This is a genomic window from Pseudoxanthomonas sp. Root630 (assembly GCF_001427585.1).
Taxonomy (GTDB): Bacteria; Pseudomonadota; Gammaproteobacteria; order Xanthomonadales; family Xanthomonadaceae; genus Pseudoxanthomonas_A.
The window spans coordinates 220,921-238,064 of sequence record NZ_LMGY01000016.1 but is presented as its reverse complement, the minus strand read 5'-3'; the positions used below and the strand labels follow the sequence as shown (position 1 = coordinate 238,064).

Genomic DNA, 17,144 nt, shown 5'->3' with positions numbered 1-17,144 from the left:
CATGGCGCGTGCCGCGTGGGGCGCGCTGGCGGTGGCACTGACGGCCGCGATGCTGGGCGGTTGCGTGATGAAGGTGAACCGCGTGCAGATGGATGCGTCGCGGCTGGCCGGCAAGGTGGACCGCAAGGTGGCGTGCGCGTACCGGCAGGGCGAGGTGGTGGATGCCCGCCCTTCGACCGGCCGCGCCGGCGGTCTCGGCAAGCACCTGTTCCTGGTCGATGACGCGGCCCGCATCGTGCGGGAGCGGATGACGGCGGTCGGCATCGCCCCGCAGGGCGAAGGCGAAGCGGTCGACGTGCGCGTGCTGCACATGTACATGACGCAGAACCTCGGCACCAAGGTCCCGGTCGTCGTGCTGAGCACGACCGTGGGCTCGCAGCTGGCGTTCACGCTGCGCTCGCAGAAGGCGTCGATCAACTGGAACGGCACCGAGGACGAAGCCTACGAAGGCTATGCGCGCGCGCTCGACGATGCGATGACGCAGTTGGTGGTGCGCCTGGACGCAGGCTGCCGGAAAAGCTGAGGCCACCGGCCAACGCGCGCGACGAACGCCCGGACATGCAGGAGCATGCCCGGGCGTTTCGTTTCGGTGGTCCTCACTCGGCCGGCAACGCCCGGTTCCGGCCTTCGCCCTTGGCCCGGTACAGCGCTGCATCGGCCGCGTGCAGCAGGGCGTCGGGCGTGCCGCCGTGCGCCGGGCGCAGGCTGGCCGCGCCGACGCTGACGGTGACGATGTCCGTGACGCTCGAGGCACGATGCGGCAGCGCGAGGTGCTGCACGTCCGCCACCAGTCGGCAGGCGAGGGCGAGGGCGGCGTCCGTGTCGCAGTCCGGCAGCAGGACGGCGAACTCTTCGCCACCGTAGCGCGCCGCCAGGTCCTCGCTGCTGCGCAGGCTGTCGGCCAGGCGAGTGGCGATCGTGGCCAGGGCGGTATCGCCGCCCAGGTGGCCGTAGCTGTCGTTGTAGGCCTTGAACTCGTCCACATCGACGAGCAGGACCGCCAGCGGCGCATCACGGCCGGCATGGTCGTCCCACGCGAGCTTCAGGCAACGGGTGAATTCGCGCCGGTTGGCGATGCCGGTGAGTGCATCGCTGGCGGCCAGGTGCTGCAGGCGGGCATTGGCTTCGCGCAGGGCGTCGGTGCGCTGGGCGACTTCGTGGGTCAGGGCGCGTTCGCGCGCCCGCGCGGCACGCAGGCGCAGGCGCACCAGCGCGGCCAGCAGTCCCAGCGCCACCAGCGCCGCCAGCGTGCGCAGCCACCAGGTCTGGTGCCACCGCGGCAGGAGCGTGAAGCGCAGCTGCGCGCCTTCCTTGTTCCACACGCCGTCGTTGTTGCTGGCCATCACCCGGAACACGTAATCGCCGGGCGGCAGGTTGGTGTAGTACGCGGCGCGGCCGGCGCCGGCCTCGCTCCAACTGCGGTCGAAGCCTTCCAGCTTGTAGCGGTAACGCACGGCCGAGGGGGCCACGTAGCTCATCGCCGCGAAGTGCAGTTCCAATCGCTCCACGCCCGGGCCGAGTCGTCCGGTGCGCTGCGGATCCACGTCCACGCCGTCCACGCGCAGGCGCTCGATGGAGACCGGCGGCGGCTGCGGATTGCCCTGCATGCGGGCGGGGTCGACGATGACCACGCCCTTGGCGGTACCGAACCAGAGCCGGCCATCGTCGCTGCGGGCCGCCGGTGTCTGCGACGCGCCGTTACCCTGCGCGTTGAGCATGCCGTCGCTGGTGCCGTACCAGTGGGGCGCGAGTTGCTGCACCGTGCCGCGGTCCAGCGCAGCGAAGCCGGCCTTGGCCAAGCGGCCGATACCGCGATTCGAGCTGAACCACAGATTGCCGCGACCGTCGTCGAGCAACGCGAACACCGCATCGCCGTGGAAGCCGGCGCGCTGGAGATAACGGGTGACCTTGCCGTCGCGGATACGCACGATGCCCACGCTGGTGCCCAGCCACAGGCTGCCGTCGGCGGCCGGGTGGAAGGCGAATACGCTGGTGCCGGACAGACCGTCAGTGCCGCAGGTATCCACCACGCCGCGGTACAGGCAGCGCAGGCCGCTGCGCAGGCCGATCCACAGACGGCCATCGGGGTCTTCGTACAGGGCACGCGTGTCGTCGCCGCGGGTGCCTTCCACCACCTCGACCCGGGCGCCCTCGATCCGCGCCACGCCCTGCAGCGTGCCGGTCCACATGCCGCCCTGGCGCGCTGGCGCGAAGGCGAACACGATCGTGCCGGGCAGGCCTTCCGCCAGGCCGAAGGTGCGGGCCCGGCCACCGGCATCGAAGCGGGTGACGCCTTCGGTGCCGGCCACCCACAGCTGGCGATGCTCGTCGGAGAGGATGGCGCGCACCAGTTGGCTGGGCAGCTGCCGGTTGTAGTCCGCGGCCGGTTGCAGCACCGCGCCGTCGTAGCGGGACAGGCCGGCGCCGTCGGTGCCGATCCACAACGCGCCGCCGGGTGCCTGGTGTACCGCACGCACGGCGTTGGAAACCATCTGCCCGGTCACCGTGACCAGCTTGGACGGGCTCAGCCGGTGCAGGCCGCTGGACGTGGTGCCGATCCACAGGTTGCCTTCGCGGTCCTCGAACATCGACCGGACGGTTTCGCCCTGCAGGCCGGCCAGGGTGTTGTCGCAGCTGAAGTGGCCGGCGGCCAGCCGGCACAGGCCGACATCCAGCGGCGCGAACCAGACGCTGCCGTCGCGGTCGCCGTACAGCGTGTAGATGCGCCGCCCGTCGAGCGCGGCCGCACGCGGGTCGCGCTGGAAACGGCCGTCGCGGAAGAACGCCGGGCCGGCCTGGGTACCGACCCATGCCGTGCCCGTCGCATCGATGGCCAGGCTGTACACCGCATTGCTGGGCAGGCCGTCGCGCTCGTCGTAGACCCGCGCCCGACCGTCCTGCCAGTGGACGACGCCCACGCCGTCGGCGGCGATCCAGATGCCACCGGCGCGGTCGGCGACGATGGCCCGGTAGAAGCCGCGCGGCGGAAAGCCGTCGGCATCGCCCAGCAGGCGGGGCCTTCCGTCCGCCATCCGCACCACGCCCGCATTGGTGGTCAGCCACAGGCCGCCCGCCGTGTCGCTGACGATGCCGAACACGCTTTCGATGCCACCGGGCAGGGGCACCGGGTCCAGGGTGCGGCCCTGCCGGTGATACAGCCCGCCGTTGAGCGTACCGACCCACATGCCGCCGCGGCGGTCGGCGCTGACCGCCGTGATCGCCGAGCTCTTCAGCGCCGGTGCGACGCGCGGGTCGATCGTTTCGAAGCCGTCGCCGCTATGGCGTGCCAGGCCGCCGTACGTCGCCAGCCAGATCGCACCATCGGCCTGCTGGGCGATGGACAGTACGGTGCCTTGCGGTAGCTCGTTTTCGTACCAGGCGTGGGTGAATTGACCGATCGCCCGCCGCGGCTCCAGCGCATGGGCGGGGAGCAGGACCAACGCACACAGCACAGCGGCCAGCAGGGCGCAGGCGCGCCGTACGTCAGGAAACATGCAGAATTCTAGGCATCGGTCCCCCACCGGTGTGGCTTCATGCTACCAGTTGATAGCGGCACCGATGGCGGCGAATTGAGGGCTGGACTCCCACACCGGGCCGGTTCAGCCCCGGACTGCGGCCTCGATCTTCGCGATGTCGATCTTGCGCATCTCCATCATCGCCTCGAATGCGCGCTTGGCGACGCCCTTGTCCGGGCTGGTGAAGGCGTCGGTCAGCACCCGCGGGGTGATCTGCCAGTTCAGGCCCCACTTGTCCTTGCACCAGCCGCACGCGCTCTCCGCACCGCCGTTGCCGACGATGGCATTCCACAATCGATCGGTTTCCTCCTGGTCGTCGGTGGCGATCTGGAACGAGAACGCCTCGGTCTGCTTGAACGCCTTGCCGCCGTTGAGGCCCACGCAGGGAATGCCGAGCACGGTGAACTCCACCGTGAGCACGTCGCCTTCCTTGCCGGACGGGAAGTCCGCGGGTGCGCGATGCACGGCGCCCACGGCGCTGTCGGGAAAAATCGTCGCGTAGAACGTGGCCGCACCCAGCGCGTCGGTGTCGTACCAGAGGCAGATCGTGTTCTTGGGGATCATGGGAAGCTCCAGGGTCGGAAGAGGCGCGGGGGACAAAGCATCCCGTCCGCGCGGGAAGGCAGGGTGAAGCTGCCGGGAGGGGAGGTCAGCCGTCGCTGAACGAGCCGGTGCGGACGTCGCCATCGCGTTCGTAGTGGCTGACGATCACGCCGGTCGAGGTGATGCCTGAATGCGTCAGGCGGAATGCGGTGGGCTGCGCATCGTTGTCGAACAGGCGCTTGCCGCGGCCCAGCAACACCGGATAGACCAGCAGCCGCAGTTCGTCGACGACGTCGCTGGCGAGCAACTGATGCAGCAGCGCGCTGCTGCCCTGGGTCACCAGATCGGGGCCGTCTTCGCGCTTGAGTGCACGCAATGCGCCGACCACGTCCGTGCCCAGGCCGTGGCTGTGCCGCCAGCCCAGCGTGTCGGGATGATGGGTGGCGACGTGCTTGGGCGCGGCGTTGAACGCGTCGGCGATGGCGCCGTGCGGCGCATCGCTCGGCACCTTCGGCCAGTAGCCGGCGAAAATGTCATATGTACGGCGCCCGAGCACCAGCGCGAACGGCCGCGTGAACAGGCCATCCATCGCTTCGCCGTCGCCGGCGTAGGGCCAGACCCAGCCGCCGAGCGTGAATCCGCCGCTGCGGTCTTCCCCGGGGCCGCCGGGCCCCTGGATGACGCCGTCCAGGCTGACCATGACGGCGGCGATGAGCTTGCGCATGTTCGTGTTCCTCACGGAGCGGTGTGTCCGCCTTTCCCCAGCGACGAACGGGCGGCGGCGGAATCGACACGGCGCGCGATCGTTCGGTAAGCCGCACCCGGCTTGTTAAGCTGGGGCCGGCTCCCTTCGACAGGCGGTGACATGCACAGGCGGAATTTCCTCGGAACGGCGGCGTTGGCCGCCACGACCCTGATGCTGCCGCTGGCGGCAGGATCGAACGCCTTCGCCGCGGTGCCGCGCAAGCGCTTGCTGCCGCCTGGCTTGAATCCCGGCGCTACCGTCGGCCTGGTCAGCCCGTCCGCCGCGACCGATGAGCCGCTCGACCTGCAACTGGCGCAGGAGGCGATGGAAGCGCTGGGCCTGAAGGTCAAGGTGGCGCCGCACCTGGCCGCGCGCCGTGGCCACCTGGCCGGCACCGATGCCGAGCGTGCCGGCGACCTCAACGCGATGTTCGCCGACCGCGAGGTCAAGGCGATCGTCTGCGCGCGTGGCGGTTCCGGTGCGGCGCGGCTGTTGCCGCTGCTCGATTACGCGGCGATCCGCCGCAATCCGAAGATCCTGCTGGGGTACTCCGACATCACGGCGCTGCACAACGCGTTGCTGTCGCAGGCCGGCCTGGTGAGTTTCCATGGCCCCATCGGCATCGGCAGTTGGAATGCGTTCAACGCGGACCAGTTCCGCCGGGTGTTCTTCCAGCGCGAGCAGATGGAATACCGCAACAGCGCCGACAAGGGCGATGAACTTGTCCAGCGCCGCAATCGCACCGTCACCATCACCGGCGGCAAGGCACAGGGCGACCTGGTGGGCGGCAACCTGTCGGTGCTGGTGGCGCTGGCCGGTTCGCCTTACCTGCCGAACTTCCGCGGCAAGATCCTGTTCCTCGAAGACGTCTCCGAAGCGCCTTACCGCATCGACCGCATGCTCAGCACGCTGCGCCTGATGGGCGCGCTGGAGCAGGTGGCCGGCGTGATCTTCGGCGAATGCACCGACTGCGATCCGGGCAACGGTTACGGCTCGCTGACGTTGCCGGAGATCTTCGACGACTATTTCAAGCCGTTGAAGGTGCCGGTCTACCGCGGCGCGATGATCGGCCACATCCGCCAGCAGTTCATCGTGCCGGTCGGCGGCCGGGTGGAGATGGATGCGGACGCCGGCACGTTCCGGATGCTGGAGCCGGTGTTCCAGGGGTGAGAACCCGGTAAGCTCGGCCGGTCCGCGCGGCACCGACCGCCGGCACAAGGAAAGGGGAGGCCTGCGGGTGGGACCGCAGGCCGGGTCAGCAAGAAGGGGGAGTGCATGGCAGGGCGTCTGTGGAAGCGCGGCATGGCCGCGCTGCTGGTTCTGGTGGCCGTTGTCGCAGGCGCGCCAGCGTACGCACGCGCGATCAAGCCCGGCACGGTGCCGGCGTTGAAGGCCGACGAAGGCCTGCTGGTGGTCGGCATCGACAGCAACATGCCGCTGGTGCGGGTGAAGGTGCGCAAGGACAACGCCACGTTCGGCGGCGGCGACATGAAGGACCTGCCCGAAGGTCGCAGCCTGCACCTGTATGCGCTGCCGGCCGGGCGCTACGAGTGGTCCCAGCTCAGGCCGCTGCGCTATCTGAACTACGACCTGCGCAACGAGCCCGAGTTCGAGTTCGTCATCGAGCCCGGCCGGATCAACTATGCCGGCGACCTGCAGTTCCGCGCCAAGACCGTCAACGACAGCACGTTCCATATCGCAAACCGCAGCCTCGGCGTGATCGATTGGCTGAAGAAGGAACATCCGCAGGTGTATGCGTCCTACGCGCTGACGTACACCGGGCACTATCCGGATCCCTTCCCCGCGTTCTATCGCGGCGTGGTGGAAAAGGCCGGTGCGGAGCCGGCCCGCGACCTGGCCCTGGCGCCGCCGCCCAAGCCGGGCGCATTGCCGCTGGCGGTGCGGGCGCTGTGGAAGGAGGACCGCGTGCTGCGCGCGCGCATCAATCCGGCGGGCACGCTGGCCGCCGTGCACGTGAAGGTGGCCGACAAGCGCTGGGACGTGGAACTGGTGGACCTGGTCGCCGGTAGCGCCACCCGATTGGCGACCAGCAACAGGGCGTTCGGCAGCATCGTGTGGGCCAACGATCGGGTCGTGCTGCTGCCGGTCAGCGAGGAGGGCATGGAGGAGATCCATGTCGCGCGCATGGGCGATCCGGTCGCGGGCAAGCGGGCCATCGAACAGTACACACTGCCGCGCAAGGGGTTCGTGGTCGATACGCTCCCCGGCGACGAGGACGACATCCTGTTCGGCAGCATCGGTTCGCGCGGCGAACTGCTGGTGCACCGCATGGATGTCGGCAGCGCCGCCGCGGTGAAGCGTTACCGGTTCGATGCGCGCGACCGCGTGAACCTGGGCGTCAAGAACGATGTCGGTTGGTTCACGGACGGCGAGGGTACGCTCCGCCTCGCCCTTGCGCTCAAGGAAGACACGTCGCCGCGCAAGAAAGACGAGGACGGCGAAGAGGAACGCGCGCCGCCGATGAAGCGCGTGCTGATGTATGGCGCCCACGGCGACTTCCGCGAAGTGATGGAGATCGCGCGCGATGAAGAGGACCGTTTCGATCCCGAGGGCGTGTCCGCCGACGGTGCGCTGATCTACGGCATCACCGAGAAGGATCGTGCGCAGAAGGAGCTTGTCGCCTTCGATCCGGTGACGAAAACCATCACGCGCACCCTCTTCAGCAAGCCGGGCATCGACGTGGTCACCGCCTTGTTCGACGATGCGCACCAACTGATCGGCGCGGCCTACTACCAGGGCGGACTGTTCGTCAGCGAGTACTTCGACGCGACCGCCAATGCCCAGGCCCGCCTGCTGACCGACGCGTTCCACGGCAAGACCGTGTGGGTGGGCGATCGCAGTCGCGATGGCCGCCAGTTGCTCGTGTGGGTGGAGTCGGGCGACCAGCCAGCGCAGCTCTACCACCTGGATGTGGTCAAGCGCGAGGCGGTGCTGGTCGACGAAACCAGGCCGGATCTGCCTTCCTCCGCGTTGTCCCCCAGCACGGCGTTCGCCTTCAAGGGCGCGGACGGGACGCCGCTGGAAGCCTTCATCACCCTGCCGCGTGCGCAGGGCCCGCGTCCGCTGATCGTTTTCCCGCATGGCGGCCCCATCGGCGTCAGCGACAAGCTGCACTACGACCCGGAGGTGCAGTTCCTCGCTTCGCTCGGCTATGCGGTGTTGCGGGTGAACTTCCGCGGGTCCGACGGCTACGGCAAGGCGTTCCGCGAGAAAGGCCATCGCGGTCTCGGGACCGCGATCGAGGACGATATCGATGCGGCCATCGCCGTGGCGACCGCGAAGTATCCCGTCGATGCCTCGCGGATGTGCGCGGTCGGCACCAGTTACGGCGGTTATTCGTCGATGGTCATGGCCATCCGATGGCCGCAGCGGTTCCGTTGCGCGGTGACCATCGCCGGCGTCAGCGACCGCATCCTGTTCTTCACTGCGAGCGATGGCGGCCGGGTGAAGTCGGCGCGCGCGACCATGGAGAAACTGATCGGCAATCCGCATACCGACCTTGCCGCGATGCAGGCGTCCTCGCCCATCTACCAGTACCGCGAGCTCAAGGTGCCGGTGATGATCGTGCACGGCACCGAGGACGTGCGCGTCGACCTGGAGCATGCGCGGCGGTTGCAGCGCATGCTGGAGATCGATGGCCGCCCCCCGGTGGGGCTGGTGTTCGAGAAGGAGGGCCATGGCATGGAGAAGATCGACAACATTGAAACGATGTGGACGGGCATCGCCGGCTTCCTGCAGGCGCACCTCGGGCCCTCGTCGCCTGCCGCAGCGAAGGTCGCTGCGCCCTGAGCCTTGCGGCGAGGGACGCATTCGCATCGCATGAACACCTGGGGGGTGATCCTTCGTCCTTCCGGGCAACCTCGATCGCCACCACCACCCGCAAGGAGCACCGCATGAGCCAGGCCCCGCAGGACACCAGCGACGCGTCGCGCCGCATCGATGCGCGCATCGACGAACTGCGCGATTGGCGTGGCGACGTGCTGGCGCGCGTGCGCGCATTGATCCACGACGCGGATCCGGACGTGGTGGAGGACGTGAAGTGGGTCAAGCCGACCAATCCGCATGGCGTGCCGACCTGGTCGCACGACGGGCTGGTCTGCACCGGCGAGGTCTACAAGGCCTACGTGAAGCTGACCTTTGCCCACGGCGCGAAGCTGGACGATCCGGACGATCTCTTCAATGCCAGCCTGGACGGCGGCACGCGCCGTGCGATCGATGTGCGCGAGCGCGATGTGCTGCAGTCGGCGGCGTTCAAGGCGCTGTTCCTGCGCGCGGTGACGTTCAACAGGACGAAGAAGGCCAAGGCCTGAGATGGCGGCCAAGAAAGTCGCTGCGAAGGCATCGTCTGCGCCGCGGCTGTTGTCCGGCGGCAATCCGCAGATCCCGAAGGGCGAGGGCGATGCGCCGGTACAGGCCTATCTGGCGGCGGTGCCCGGCTGGAAGCAGGCGGTGGCCCGACGGCTCGATGCGCTGGTCGAGCGCACCGTACCCGGCGTGCGCAAGGCGGTGAAGTGGAATTCCCCCTTTTATGGCGCACCCGGTATGGAGGGATGGTTCCTCTCGTTCCATTGCTTCGAGCGCTACCTCAAGGTGACCTTCTTCCGCGGCCAGTCGCTGAAGCCGGTGCCTTCGGAAGCCTCGAAGGTGGCCGAGGTCCGCTACGTCCACCTGCGCGAGCACGACGCTTTGGACGAGGCGCAACTGGTCGACTGGATCGGGCAGGCCGGCCGGTTGCCGGGCGAGAAGATGTGACCCTCCGGCGCGGTGCCCCTTGAGGGCACGCGGCGAAGCGTGTTCCAGTACAGGCCAGTCGATGCTCCGGGGGAGGAGACGCGCATGCAGGGATCGAAGCGATGGGTTGCCGGTGCAGTGCTCCTGGCGTGCATCGTGGTGGGCGGGCAGGCCGGCGCACAGGCCTGGCGCGCGCCCGACGGTACGCCGGGGCCGTCCTCCGAATCGAGGAAGGAGATCGGCGGCTTCAGCGCGATGTTGCTGGTTACGCCGGACATGGACTGGCAGGACAAGTGGGATACGCCGCCGGACGTGATCCCGCATTTCCGCGAGGCGGACCGCGTGGCGCGCGATGAGCGCCTCGCCATCCTGATCTTCTTCGCCAATCCCGCCGCCGTCGATGGCAGGGCGGATACCGTCCTGGACCTGCGGGTCGTCCAGCCGGATGGCAAGGCGCAACTCGACGTGCAGGATGTCGCCTGCTTCAGCGGTGTCCTGCAGGGCGATCCCACCAACGTACGGCTGTGCGAGACCTCGCTCGGGTACATCGCCGACCCGGACGACCTGTCCGGCCAGTGGCGCGTCGAAGTGGTGGTGAAGGACCGTCAGCGCAAGATCGAGATTCCCTTGCAGACACGTTTCCAGGTACTGGATCCGGGCGTGCGCGCGGACTGACGCTACATCAGCAGGCAATCGATCCCGTCCAGCACGATGTGGATCAGCAGGCCGATGCCGAACCAGCGGGTCTTCTTCGGCACGGTCAGGCCTGCATACACCGCGATGGCCGGCCAGGTGTGCAACAGATGGAAGCCGATGCTGCAGCGGCCGGGCGCGTAGATCGGGTCGGCCAGCAGGTGGTCGAGGTCGATCGCCCAGGCGGCGAGCATCCACAGCGCAGCGCGCTTCCATTGCGCAGGCCAGAACAGGCGCGCCACCGCCAGCGGCACGATGACGTGCAGCAGCAAGTGGAAGATCGGGCGGAACTCGAACTCCGGCATCACCGCGTCAGCGCCGGGTCGCGAGCCAACGGTCGAGTTGGTTGGCGAAGGCCTGGCGGTCGCGTGCGTTGAAGGCGGCCGGGCCACCGGTCTGTACGCCGGATCCGCGCAGTTCGTCCATGAAGTTCCGCATCGACAGGCGTTCGGCGATGTTGTCGGGCGTGAAGCGGTCGCCGCGCGGATTGATCGCCTGTGCGCCGTTGGCCAGCACGCGCGCCGCCAGCGGGATGTCCTGGGTGACGACCAGGTCGCCGGACGTCGCCCGTTCGACGATGGCATCGTCGGCCACGTCGTAGCCACCTTGCACCTGGAGCGAACGGATGAAGCGCGAGGGCGGTGTGCGCAGCCACTGGTTGGCGATCAGGGTCACCTGCACCTGTGCGCGCTCGGCGGCGCGGAAGAGGATGTCCTTGACGGGGCCGGGGCAGGCGTCGGCATCCACCCAGACCTGCGGTGGCGGTGCCGCTGCCTCGCTCATTCCGGGGTGTCGGCCGGTGCGTCCTCGGGACCGGCATCGGTCCGGGCCGCATCGCGCTCGGCGCGCTTCTTCGCGTCCTTTTCTTCTTTCTTCTTCTTCTTGGCCAGCTCGCGCTGTCGTTTCTCGAAGGAATAGTTGGGTGCGGGCATGGGAATGTCGTCCAGGTGAGGGAGGGGGACCTGCCGGAAGGCGGTCCATACCCGCACACGATAGCCGCCCGCGCGACGCATGGCGAATGGATCGGGCGCGACCGGCGTCCAGGAAGGGTTCCCGAGGGTGGCTCGCGGCCGGCCCTCACGCTGCTATACCATCGCAGCGTCGGCCGCCCCCGGGGACTGGGGCGGTCAGGACGTCCTTCCATGGGGTGAACAATGCGGCGGATCCTCTGCCTGGTGCTGGCGGCCCTGGTGCTGGCTGGCTGTTCCAAACGCGTCATCCACGAGCTGCCGCCGCCTCCACCGGCGGAAACCCCGGCGCCGCCGCCTCCACCCCCTCCGCCGCCACCTCCGCCTCCCCCTCCGCCCCCCAGCAGCGCTGCGGAAGCGGCCGCGCTCGCCGAGGCCCAGCGCCGGGCCGCTGCCGCCGAGGCCGAAGCGCGCGCCCGCCAGCAGCGGGATGAGACGGCCAGCAAAGCGGCCGAGCGCGCAGCACGTGCCCGTGAGGCCGCGCAGGCCGGCAAGGCGCCGGAGAAGGATTTCGTCAACGTCGATGTCTTCTACGCCACCAACCGGGTTCCGTCGGCAGCGTTCTCCTCGCTGCCGCCGGGCGATCGCTTCACCTCATCGCTGGCGCGGCAGCTCACCTACGGCACGGCGCGGATCAGCATCCCGAAGTCGCACGTGGCGGGCGAGCTCGAGTCGCCGCGCTGGTACCTGCTGGAATTCAAGGAAGACCCCAAGCAGCACGTCATCCTGCAGGACGTCGGACGGCTGGATAAGTCACCGTTCTTCGCGCGCCTGTATGGCCGTGTCGGCGAGTCGCGCGGCAGCAATGCCTTCGTGTTCGTGCACGGGTACAACGTCAGCTTCCGCGATGCCGCGCGGCGTACCGCGCAGCTTGCGTACGACCTGCGCTTCGACGGTGCGCCGGTGTTCTACAGCTGGCCCTCGCAAGCCGCGCTGTCGGGCTATTTCACCGACGAGCAGAGCATCGCGCGTTCGGTGCCCTACATCGAGAATTTCCTGTCGGACCTGGCCGATCGTTCGGGTGCGCAGAACCTGTACGTGATCGGCCACAGCATGGGCACGCGCGGGCTGACCCAGGCGGTGCGTAACCTGGTCACCCGCCGGCCGGAACTGCGCGGGCGCTTCCGCGGCATCATCCTGGCCGCGCCGGATATCGATGCGAAGGTGTTCCGCACCGAGCTGGCGCCCGCCCTGCAGCAGGCGAGTGGACGCGTCACGCTCTACGCCTCGTCGGAAGACCTGGCGCTGAAGGCGTCCAAGCAGGTCAACCGCGGGCCGCGCGCCGGCGATACCAGCGAGGGCGTGGTGCTGGTCTCCGGCGTGGACACCATCGACGTCTCCGGCGTGGACGAGAGCGTGCTGGCGCATTCCTACTTCATGGAATCGGACAAGGTGATGGGCGACATCCGCGAGATGTTCCGCGCCAACCAGCCGGCCGCGCAGCGCAAGCCGCTGCAGTCGGTGAAGCTGGGCGCCGGCATGTTCTGGAAGATCCTGCCGCCGCCGTGACGCGGCGGCAGGCCTGGCCGCTCAGGGCAGGGTGTAGGTGATCGAGAGCTTGGCGGTCGCGCCGCGGTCGATCCACAGGTAGTGCGTCGCGGTCGGATTCGCGCTGAAGCGCAACCGCAGTTGCGTGCGGCCGCTGCGGTTGATCGCGGCGCGCCCGTCGGTATCGAACACGGTGCTGGTCTGGTTGCCGCCGCTGAAGGCCGGCACTTGTGCACTGTTCGATGTGGTCGTGGTCGCGGCCCAGTCCGCCGCTTCGATCGTGCACGCGCCGAGGCAGCCGTTGCGCACATCGACCACCAGGGTGTTGCCGGCCGGATTGCTCCACGGATCGCCGCTGGCGCTGCGGTAAGCGACCGTCAGTGTGGCCGAGGTGACCACCGCGTTGTCCGGCAGCGATGACGTATCGAAGGACAACACCGCGCGGTTGTGGTTACCATCGGTACCGCGACCGATCGCCAGGCCGTAATACGCCTCCAGTGTGCCCACGGCCGGACTGCCGCCGGTGGCGCTGGCCTTCACGTAGCCGTCGTTCGCGTCTTCGTTGTTGAACACCACGGTGACCGGCGAGCCGCCGCCGGTGCCGCCGCTGACGGTGACGTTGACCGCGGCGGACGTGCCGGTGTTGCCGGCGAGGTCGAGCGCGCGCGCCTGCAGCACATGTGCGCCATCGCTGGCGCCGCTGCTGTTCCACGCCAGGCTGTAGGGAGCGCTGGCATCGCTGCCGAGCAGCGCACCGTCCAGCAGGAAGTCCACGCGTGCCACTCCGATGTCGTCGCTGGCGGTGGCTGCCAGCGTCACCGTGCCGGCGACCGTCGCGCCATTCGCAGGCGAGGTGAGGGCGACGGTCGGCGGTACGCCGTCCAGGTTGTCGAGGCCGAAGAAGCGGGCGATGTGGTAGCTCGAGCAGAGGTTCACGTCGAGGATGTAGGCGCCGGCCGTGCCGCATTGCGTCTCGCCGGTGCCCGGATCCACCGGTGTGCCGTGGCCCATGCCGGTGATGACGTAGGTCTCCACTTTCGCAGTGCCGGCCGCGTCCTTGTAGACCTTGTGCGGATAGCCGCTGACGGTGTCGGTGGCATCGGCCACCGTATCGATGCCGTGCACGTCGGCCCATTGGTCCAGGCTCTCGGTGAGGTTGGCGGGGCGCACGGTGTAGTCGGCATCGCCATGCCAGATCGAGACGAGAGGCCAGGGGCCGGTCCAACTGCTGGCCGCGCGCACCTTCGCCCCCCATTGCGCGGGCGTCAGGTCGCTGCCGGGATTCATGCAGCTGAAGGCGGCGGTCTGGGTGGTCGCGCACCGGTAGGGAATGCCTGCGACGATGGCGCCGCCAGCGAACACGTCGGGATACGTGGCCAGCATCACCGAGGTCATCGCCCCACCGGCGGACAGGCCCGTCACGTACACGCGCGCGGGATCGACCGCATGGTCGGCGATCATGCGGTCGACCATCTGCTTGATCGACAGCGGTTCGCCCTGGCCGCGCGTGGTGTCGGCGGTCTCGAACCAGTTGAAGCAACGGCTGCTGTTGTTGCCGGTCCGCTGTTCGGGCAACAGCAGGGCGAAGCCGAAGCGGTTGGCCAGCATTTCCCAGCCGGTTTCGGCATCGTAGTTGGAGGCTGACTGCGCGCAGCCGTGCAGCGCCACCACCAGCGGCGCATCCGCCGGCAGACCGGTGGGCACGTACTTGTGCATGCGCAGGTTGCCGGGATTGCTGCCGAAGCCGGTGACCTCGGTCAATGCCAGCGCGTGGCCGCTGGCCAGCATCAGGAAGAGGGAAGAGAGCAGCAGGCCCGCGCGACGAACACGGGAGCGGGACACGGAACGACACAACAGCGCAGCGATCGACATCGACGGCACCTCCGGTGTGAAGTGCCGGCAGTGGGCCACAGGCCTCCACCCCCGGGCATTGGCCAAAGGGGAAAGCTGCAGCGCACCATCGCGCAAGCGTGACGCGGGCCCGGTGAAGGTGCCTGCGTGCCGTCAGCCCGGGCGTCGGCGCGCCGTGGCCACGACGAACTCGCCGGGCATGCGGTAGCCCTGGCCGACGCGCCACGGCTGGATCGCCTGCAGGTAGCGCGTGCGGACCCGCCGGCGGGTCGCTTCGTCGAAGCGCGACCACGCCATTGCCACCGGACCGCCGACGAAGGCGGCATCGCAGGCGTCTTCATCATCGGCGTAGGCCAGCACCGCTTCGACGCGATGCTCTTCCGCATCGACGAAGCCGGCACGTGCGCAGAGATCGGTGAGCATGCCTTCATGACCGAGCTGGAAAAACAGCGGGCACACGTCGCTGGCGACCTCGTCGTCAACGATGGGGAATACCGGCGACCAGCCGCAGCGCGCCCGCTGGCCCCAGACCGCCACCGCGACGCGGCCGCCCGGGCGCAGCGCCGCGTGGATACCGCCCATCGCCTGGTCGGGGTCGGGCATGTACATCAGGCCCAGCGCGCAGTACGCGAGGTCGAAACCGACACCCGAGGTGTCCAGCGCCTCGCCATCCATGCGCAGGAAGCGCGCGTGGTGCAGGCCGCGCGCCCGCGCTTGGGCGTTGGCTTCGCCGACCATGCGCTCTGCGATGTCCACGCCGACCACGCGGCCGTCGGGGCCGACGGCTTCCGCCGCGGCCAACGCCATCACGCCGGTGCCGCAGGCCACGTCGAGCACGGATTCGCCCGGGGCCGCTGGCGCCAGCGCCAGCAACCGGCGGTGCGCGTCCGACAGCTGCGCCTGCCACAGCGCGTCGTAGCGGGAGGCGGCGAGGTCCCAGCCGTAGCGCTGGACCCGCCGCTGCAGTCGCGCATGGTCCTTCACCGGCGCACGACCACGATTTCGAGGTACTCGCTGGGGATGACCAGGCCGTTGCCGTTGCCGCGATCCATGCGGTCCATCAGCGCGTGCAGGTCCTGTTCGAGTTCGACCGCCTTTCCGGCAGGCAATGCCTGGAAGGCTTTCTGCACCGGCCCGTACCAGGTGCGGAACACGTCGATCATGTGGGCCGCATCGCGGTAGCGGAAATTGAACATGCGCGCGGTGACGCCGATGGCGCCGGCGCGGTCGCCGAACAGCGACTGCACGTGCGCGGTGGTGCCCCACAGCGACGGCGGCTGCACGCCGGCCGGCGGTGCGAGGTGGCGGCCGAGCACCTTGAACATCTGGCCGATGAAGCCCTCTGGCGTCCAGTTGGCCAGGCCGATGCGACCGCCCGGTCGGCAGACGCGCGCCAGTTCGCCGGCCGCGCGCGCGTGGTCGGGGGTGAACATCACGCCGAACGTGGACAGCACCACGTCGAAACTGGCATCGGTGAACGGCAGCGCTTCCGCATCGGCTTCGGCGAACGCGACCTGCAGCTGTTCGGCATCGGCGCGTGCCTGGCCCAGGTCGAGCAATGCGGGGACGTAGTCGGTGGACACCACCTGGCCACCGCGGCGTGCCGCCGCCAGCGTCGCGTTGCCGTTGCCGGCGGCGACGTCGAGTACGCGTTCGTCCCAGCGCAGGTCGACCGCTTCGGCCAGGCGTTCGCCGACGATCTGCAGGGTGGTGCCCACGACGGCGTAGTTGCCGCTGGACCAGGCGGCCTGCTGGCGCTGCTTGAGGGCGTTCAGGTCGGGCAGGGTGGGGAGGGAGACGGCAGCGGCGTTCATGCGGGGGACACTCCAGGGTTGGGAGGGGCGCAGCGTGCCGGTCGCACGGGGGTGCCGTCCTGACGGGGCGTCTGCCGGACCTGGCCGGGCGTCCGGCGACGGCAGCGCGGTTTCCCCGCCTTCCGCGATTCCTTGCCGATCGTCCGGCGGCTGGCCGCGTGCCATCCCGCGCCGCGTTGTTGCGCTCAGAATCCGCCAGCCCCTGCCGTTCGATGGAGTTCCCCGCGCCATGAGTACTTCCCACGACATCGCCCAGGCGATGCAACGCGCCGTCAGCGTGTTCACCCGCCGCCCCGACATGGGGCTGCACGACGATGTGGCGGCTCGCGCGTCGTGGCAGCACGGGGCGCGGATCGTGGCGGCGCACGCCAGCGGCACGCGCATCGAATCCGACATGCCGGTGGAACTGGGCGGCACCGGCGACCGGCCATCGCCGGGCTGGTTCTTCCGCGTCGGCATCGCGGCGTGTACCGCGACCGCGATCGCGATGGTCGCCGCCGAACAGGGCATCGTGCTCGATCATCTGGAAGTGGACGTCGGTAGTCGCTCCGATACGCGCGGCCTGCTCGGCATGCGCGACGCCGATGGCGCGCCGATCGGCGCGGGCCCGGCGTCGATGCGCGTGGAGGTGGTGCTGCATGCGCAGGACGTGCAAGCGGAACGACTGCAAGCCGTCGTGCACGAAGCGCTGCGCCGATCACCCATGCAGGGCGCGTTGCTGGGGCAACCGCCGCTGACCGTCGACGTGGCGACCACGCCCGCACGAGCCGCCTGA

The 17,144-nt window shown here is 69.2% G+C and carries 17 protein-coding genes; 8 read left to right on the top strand and 9 right to left on the bottom strand.

Annotated elements, in window-relative coordinates; translation table 11 throughout:
* Window position 1: 1 nt before the first annotated feature.
* Window positions 2–523: a hypothetical protein gene (locus ASD72_RS13400; protein WP_056880449.1), complete on the top strand. Its 522-nt coding sequence runs from the start codon at window positions 2–4 to the stop codon at window positions 521–523.
* Between the two features lie 73 nt (window positions 524–596).
* On the opposite strand, the gene ASD72_RS13395 is transcribed toward ASD72_RS13400, so the two are convergent.
* The 3 genes from ASD72_RS13395 to ASD72_RS13385 form a co-directional block, all read right to left on the bottom strand.
* On the bottom strand, window positions 597–3,494 hold the full coding sequence (locus ASD72_RS13395; protein WP_056880448.1) for a two-component regulator propeller domain-containing protein: 2,898 nt from the start codon (window positions 3,492–3,494) through the stop codon (window positions 597–599).
* A gap of 105 nt (window positions 3,495–3,599) precedes the next feature.
* Window positions 3,600–4,079, bottom strand: a complete 480-nt coding sequence (locus ASD72_RS13390; RefSeq protein WP_056880447.1) for a VOC family protein — start codon at window positions 4,077–4,079, stop codon at window positions 3,600–3,602.
* A gap of 85 nt (window positions 4,080–4,164) precedes the next feature.
* Window positions 4,165–4,782, bottom strand: a complete 618-nt coding sequence (locus tag ASD72_RS13385) for a dihydrofolate reductase family protein (RefSeq protein ID WP_056880446.1) — start codon at window positions 4,780–4,782, stop codon at window positions 4,165–4,167.
* Window positions 4,783–4,923: 141 nt separating this feature from the next.
* On the opposite strand from ASD72_RS13385, the gene ASD72_RS13380 reads away from it, so the two are divergent.
* The 5 genes from ASD72_RS13380 (at window position 4,924) to ASD72_RS13360 (ending at window position 10,230) form a co-directional block, all read left to right on the top strand.
* Entirely contained in the window at window positions 4,924–5,973 is a 1,050-nt protein-coding gene (locus ASD72_RS13380) for an LD-carboxypeptidase (RefSeq protein ID WP_056880445.1), read from the top strand.
* A 105-nt stretch (window positions 5,974–6,078) separates the two neighbouring features.
* Window positions 6,079–8,613 carry a prolyl oligopeptidase family serine peptidase gene (locus ASD72_RS13375; RefSeq protein ID WP_155944646.1) on the top strand — a complete coding sequence of 845 codons (2,535 nt, stop codon included), beginning with the start codon at window positions 6,079–6,081 and terminating at the stop codon, window positions 8,611–8,613.
* Between the two features lie 104 nt (window positions 8,614–8,717).
* The gene (locus ASD72_RS13370; protein ID WP_056880443.1) at window positions 8,718–9,134 is read left to right on the top strand and encodes a DUF1801 domain-containing protein; all 417 of its coding nucleotides are present in this window, start codon (window positions 8,718–8,720) and stop codon (window positions 9,132–9,134) included.
* Window position 9,135: 1 nt separating this feature from the next.
* Window positions 9,136–9,576 (top strand): DUF1801 domain-containing protein, encoded by a 441-nt coding sequence (locus ASD72_RS13365; protein WP_056880442.1) that lies wholly within the window; start codon window positions 9,136–9,138, stop codon window positions 9,574–9,576.
* A gap of 84 nt (window positions 9,577–9,660) precedes the next feature.
* The gene (locus ASD72_RS13360; protein ID WP_155944645.1) at window positions 9,661–10,230 is read left to right on the top strand and encodes a hypothetical protein; all 570 of its coding nucleotides are present in this window, start codon (window positions 9,661–9,663) and stop codon (window positions 10,228–10,230) included.
* A 2-nt stretch (window positions 10,231–10,232) separates the two neighbouring features.
* Here the strand turns inward: ASD72_RS13360 and ASD72_RS13355 are convergent, their stop codons facing one another.
* The 3 genes from ASD72_RS13355 to ASD72_RS21250 are packed head-to-tail and all read right to left on the bottom strand — an operon-like array spanning window position 10,233 to window position 11,180.
* The gene (locus tag ASD72_RS13355; protein ID WP_056880440.1) at window positions 10,233–10,553 is read right to left on the bottom strand and encodes a DUF6122 family protein; all 321 of its coding nucleotides are present in this window, start codon (window positions 10,551–10,553) and stop codon (window positions 10,233–10,235) included.
* Window positions 10,554–10,560: 7 nt separating this feature from the next.
* Window positions 10,561–11,031 carry a YaiI/YqxD family protein gene (locus tag ASD72_RS13350; protein ID WP_056880439.1) on the bottom strand — a complete coding sequence of 157 codons (471 nt, stop codon included), beginning with the start codon at window positions 11,029–11,031 and terminating at the stop codon, window positions 10,561–10,563.
* Window positions 11,028–11,180: a hypothetical protein gene (locus ASD72_RS21250; RefSeq protein WP_164490778.1), complete on the bottom strand. Its 153-nt coding sequence runs from the start codon at window positions 11,178–11,180 to the stop codon at window positions 11,028–11,030. The genes ASD72_RS13350 and ASD72_RS21250 overlap by 4 nt, the downstream gene beginning before the upstream one ends.
* A 222-nt stretch (window positions 11,181–11,402) precedes the next feature.
* Between ASD72_RS21250 and ASD72_RS13345 the strand changes: the two genes are divergently transcribed.
* Window positions 11,403–12,725, top strand: a complete 1,323-nt coding sequence (locus ASD72_RS13345; RefSeq protein WP_056880438.1) for an alpha/beta fold hydrolase — start codon at window positions 11,403–11,405, stop codon at window positions 12,723–12,725.
* A 21-nt stretch (window positions 12,726–12,746) separates the two neighbouring features.
* Here the strand turns inward: ASD72_RS13345 and ASD72_RS13340 are convergent, their stop codons facing one another.
* From ASD72_RS13340 to ASD72_RS13330, 3 genes are all read right to left on the bottom strand, one after another.
* Window positions 12,747–14,546: a PHB depolymerase family esterase gene (locus ASD72_RS13340; RefSeq protein ID WP_200948897.1), complete on the bottom strand. Its 1,800-nt coding sequence runs from the start codon at window positions 14,544–14,546 to the stop codon at window positions 12,747–12,749.
* Window positions 14,547–14,708: 162 nt separating this feature from the next.
* Window positions 14,709–15,539 carry a class I SAM-dependent methyltransferase gene (locus tag ASD72_RS13335; RefSeq protein ID WP_056880436.1) on the bottom strand — a complete coding sequence of 277 codons (831 nt, stop codon included), beginning with the start codon at window positions 15,537–15,539 and terminating at the stop codon, window positions 14,709–14,711.
* On the bottom strand, window positions 15,536–16,369 hold the full coding sequence (locus ASD72_RS13330) for a class I SAM-dependent methyltransferase (RefSeq protein WP_056880435.1): 834 nt from the start codon (window positions 16,367–16,369) through the stop codon (window positions 15,536–15,538). Before ASD72_RS13330 ends, ASD72_RS13335 begins: the two co-directional genes overlap by 4 nt.
* 229 nt (window positions 16,370–16,598) lie before the next feature.
* Here ASD72_RS13330 and ASD72_RS13325 point away from each other — a divergent pair, with 229 nt between their 5' ends.
* Window positions 16,599–17,144 (top strand): OsmC family protein, encoded by a 546-nt coding sequence (locus ASD72_RS13325; RefSeq protein WP_056880434.1) that lies wholly within the window; start codon window positions 16,599–16,601, stop codon window positions 17,142–17,144.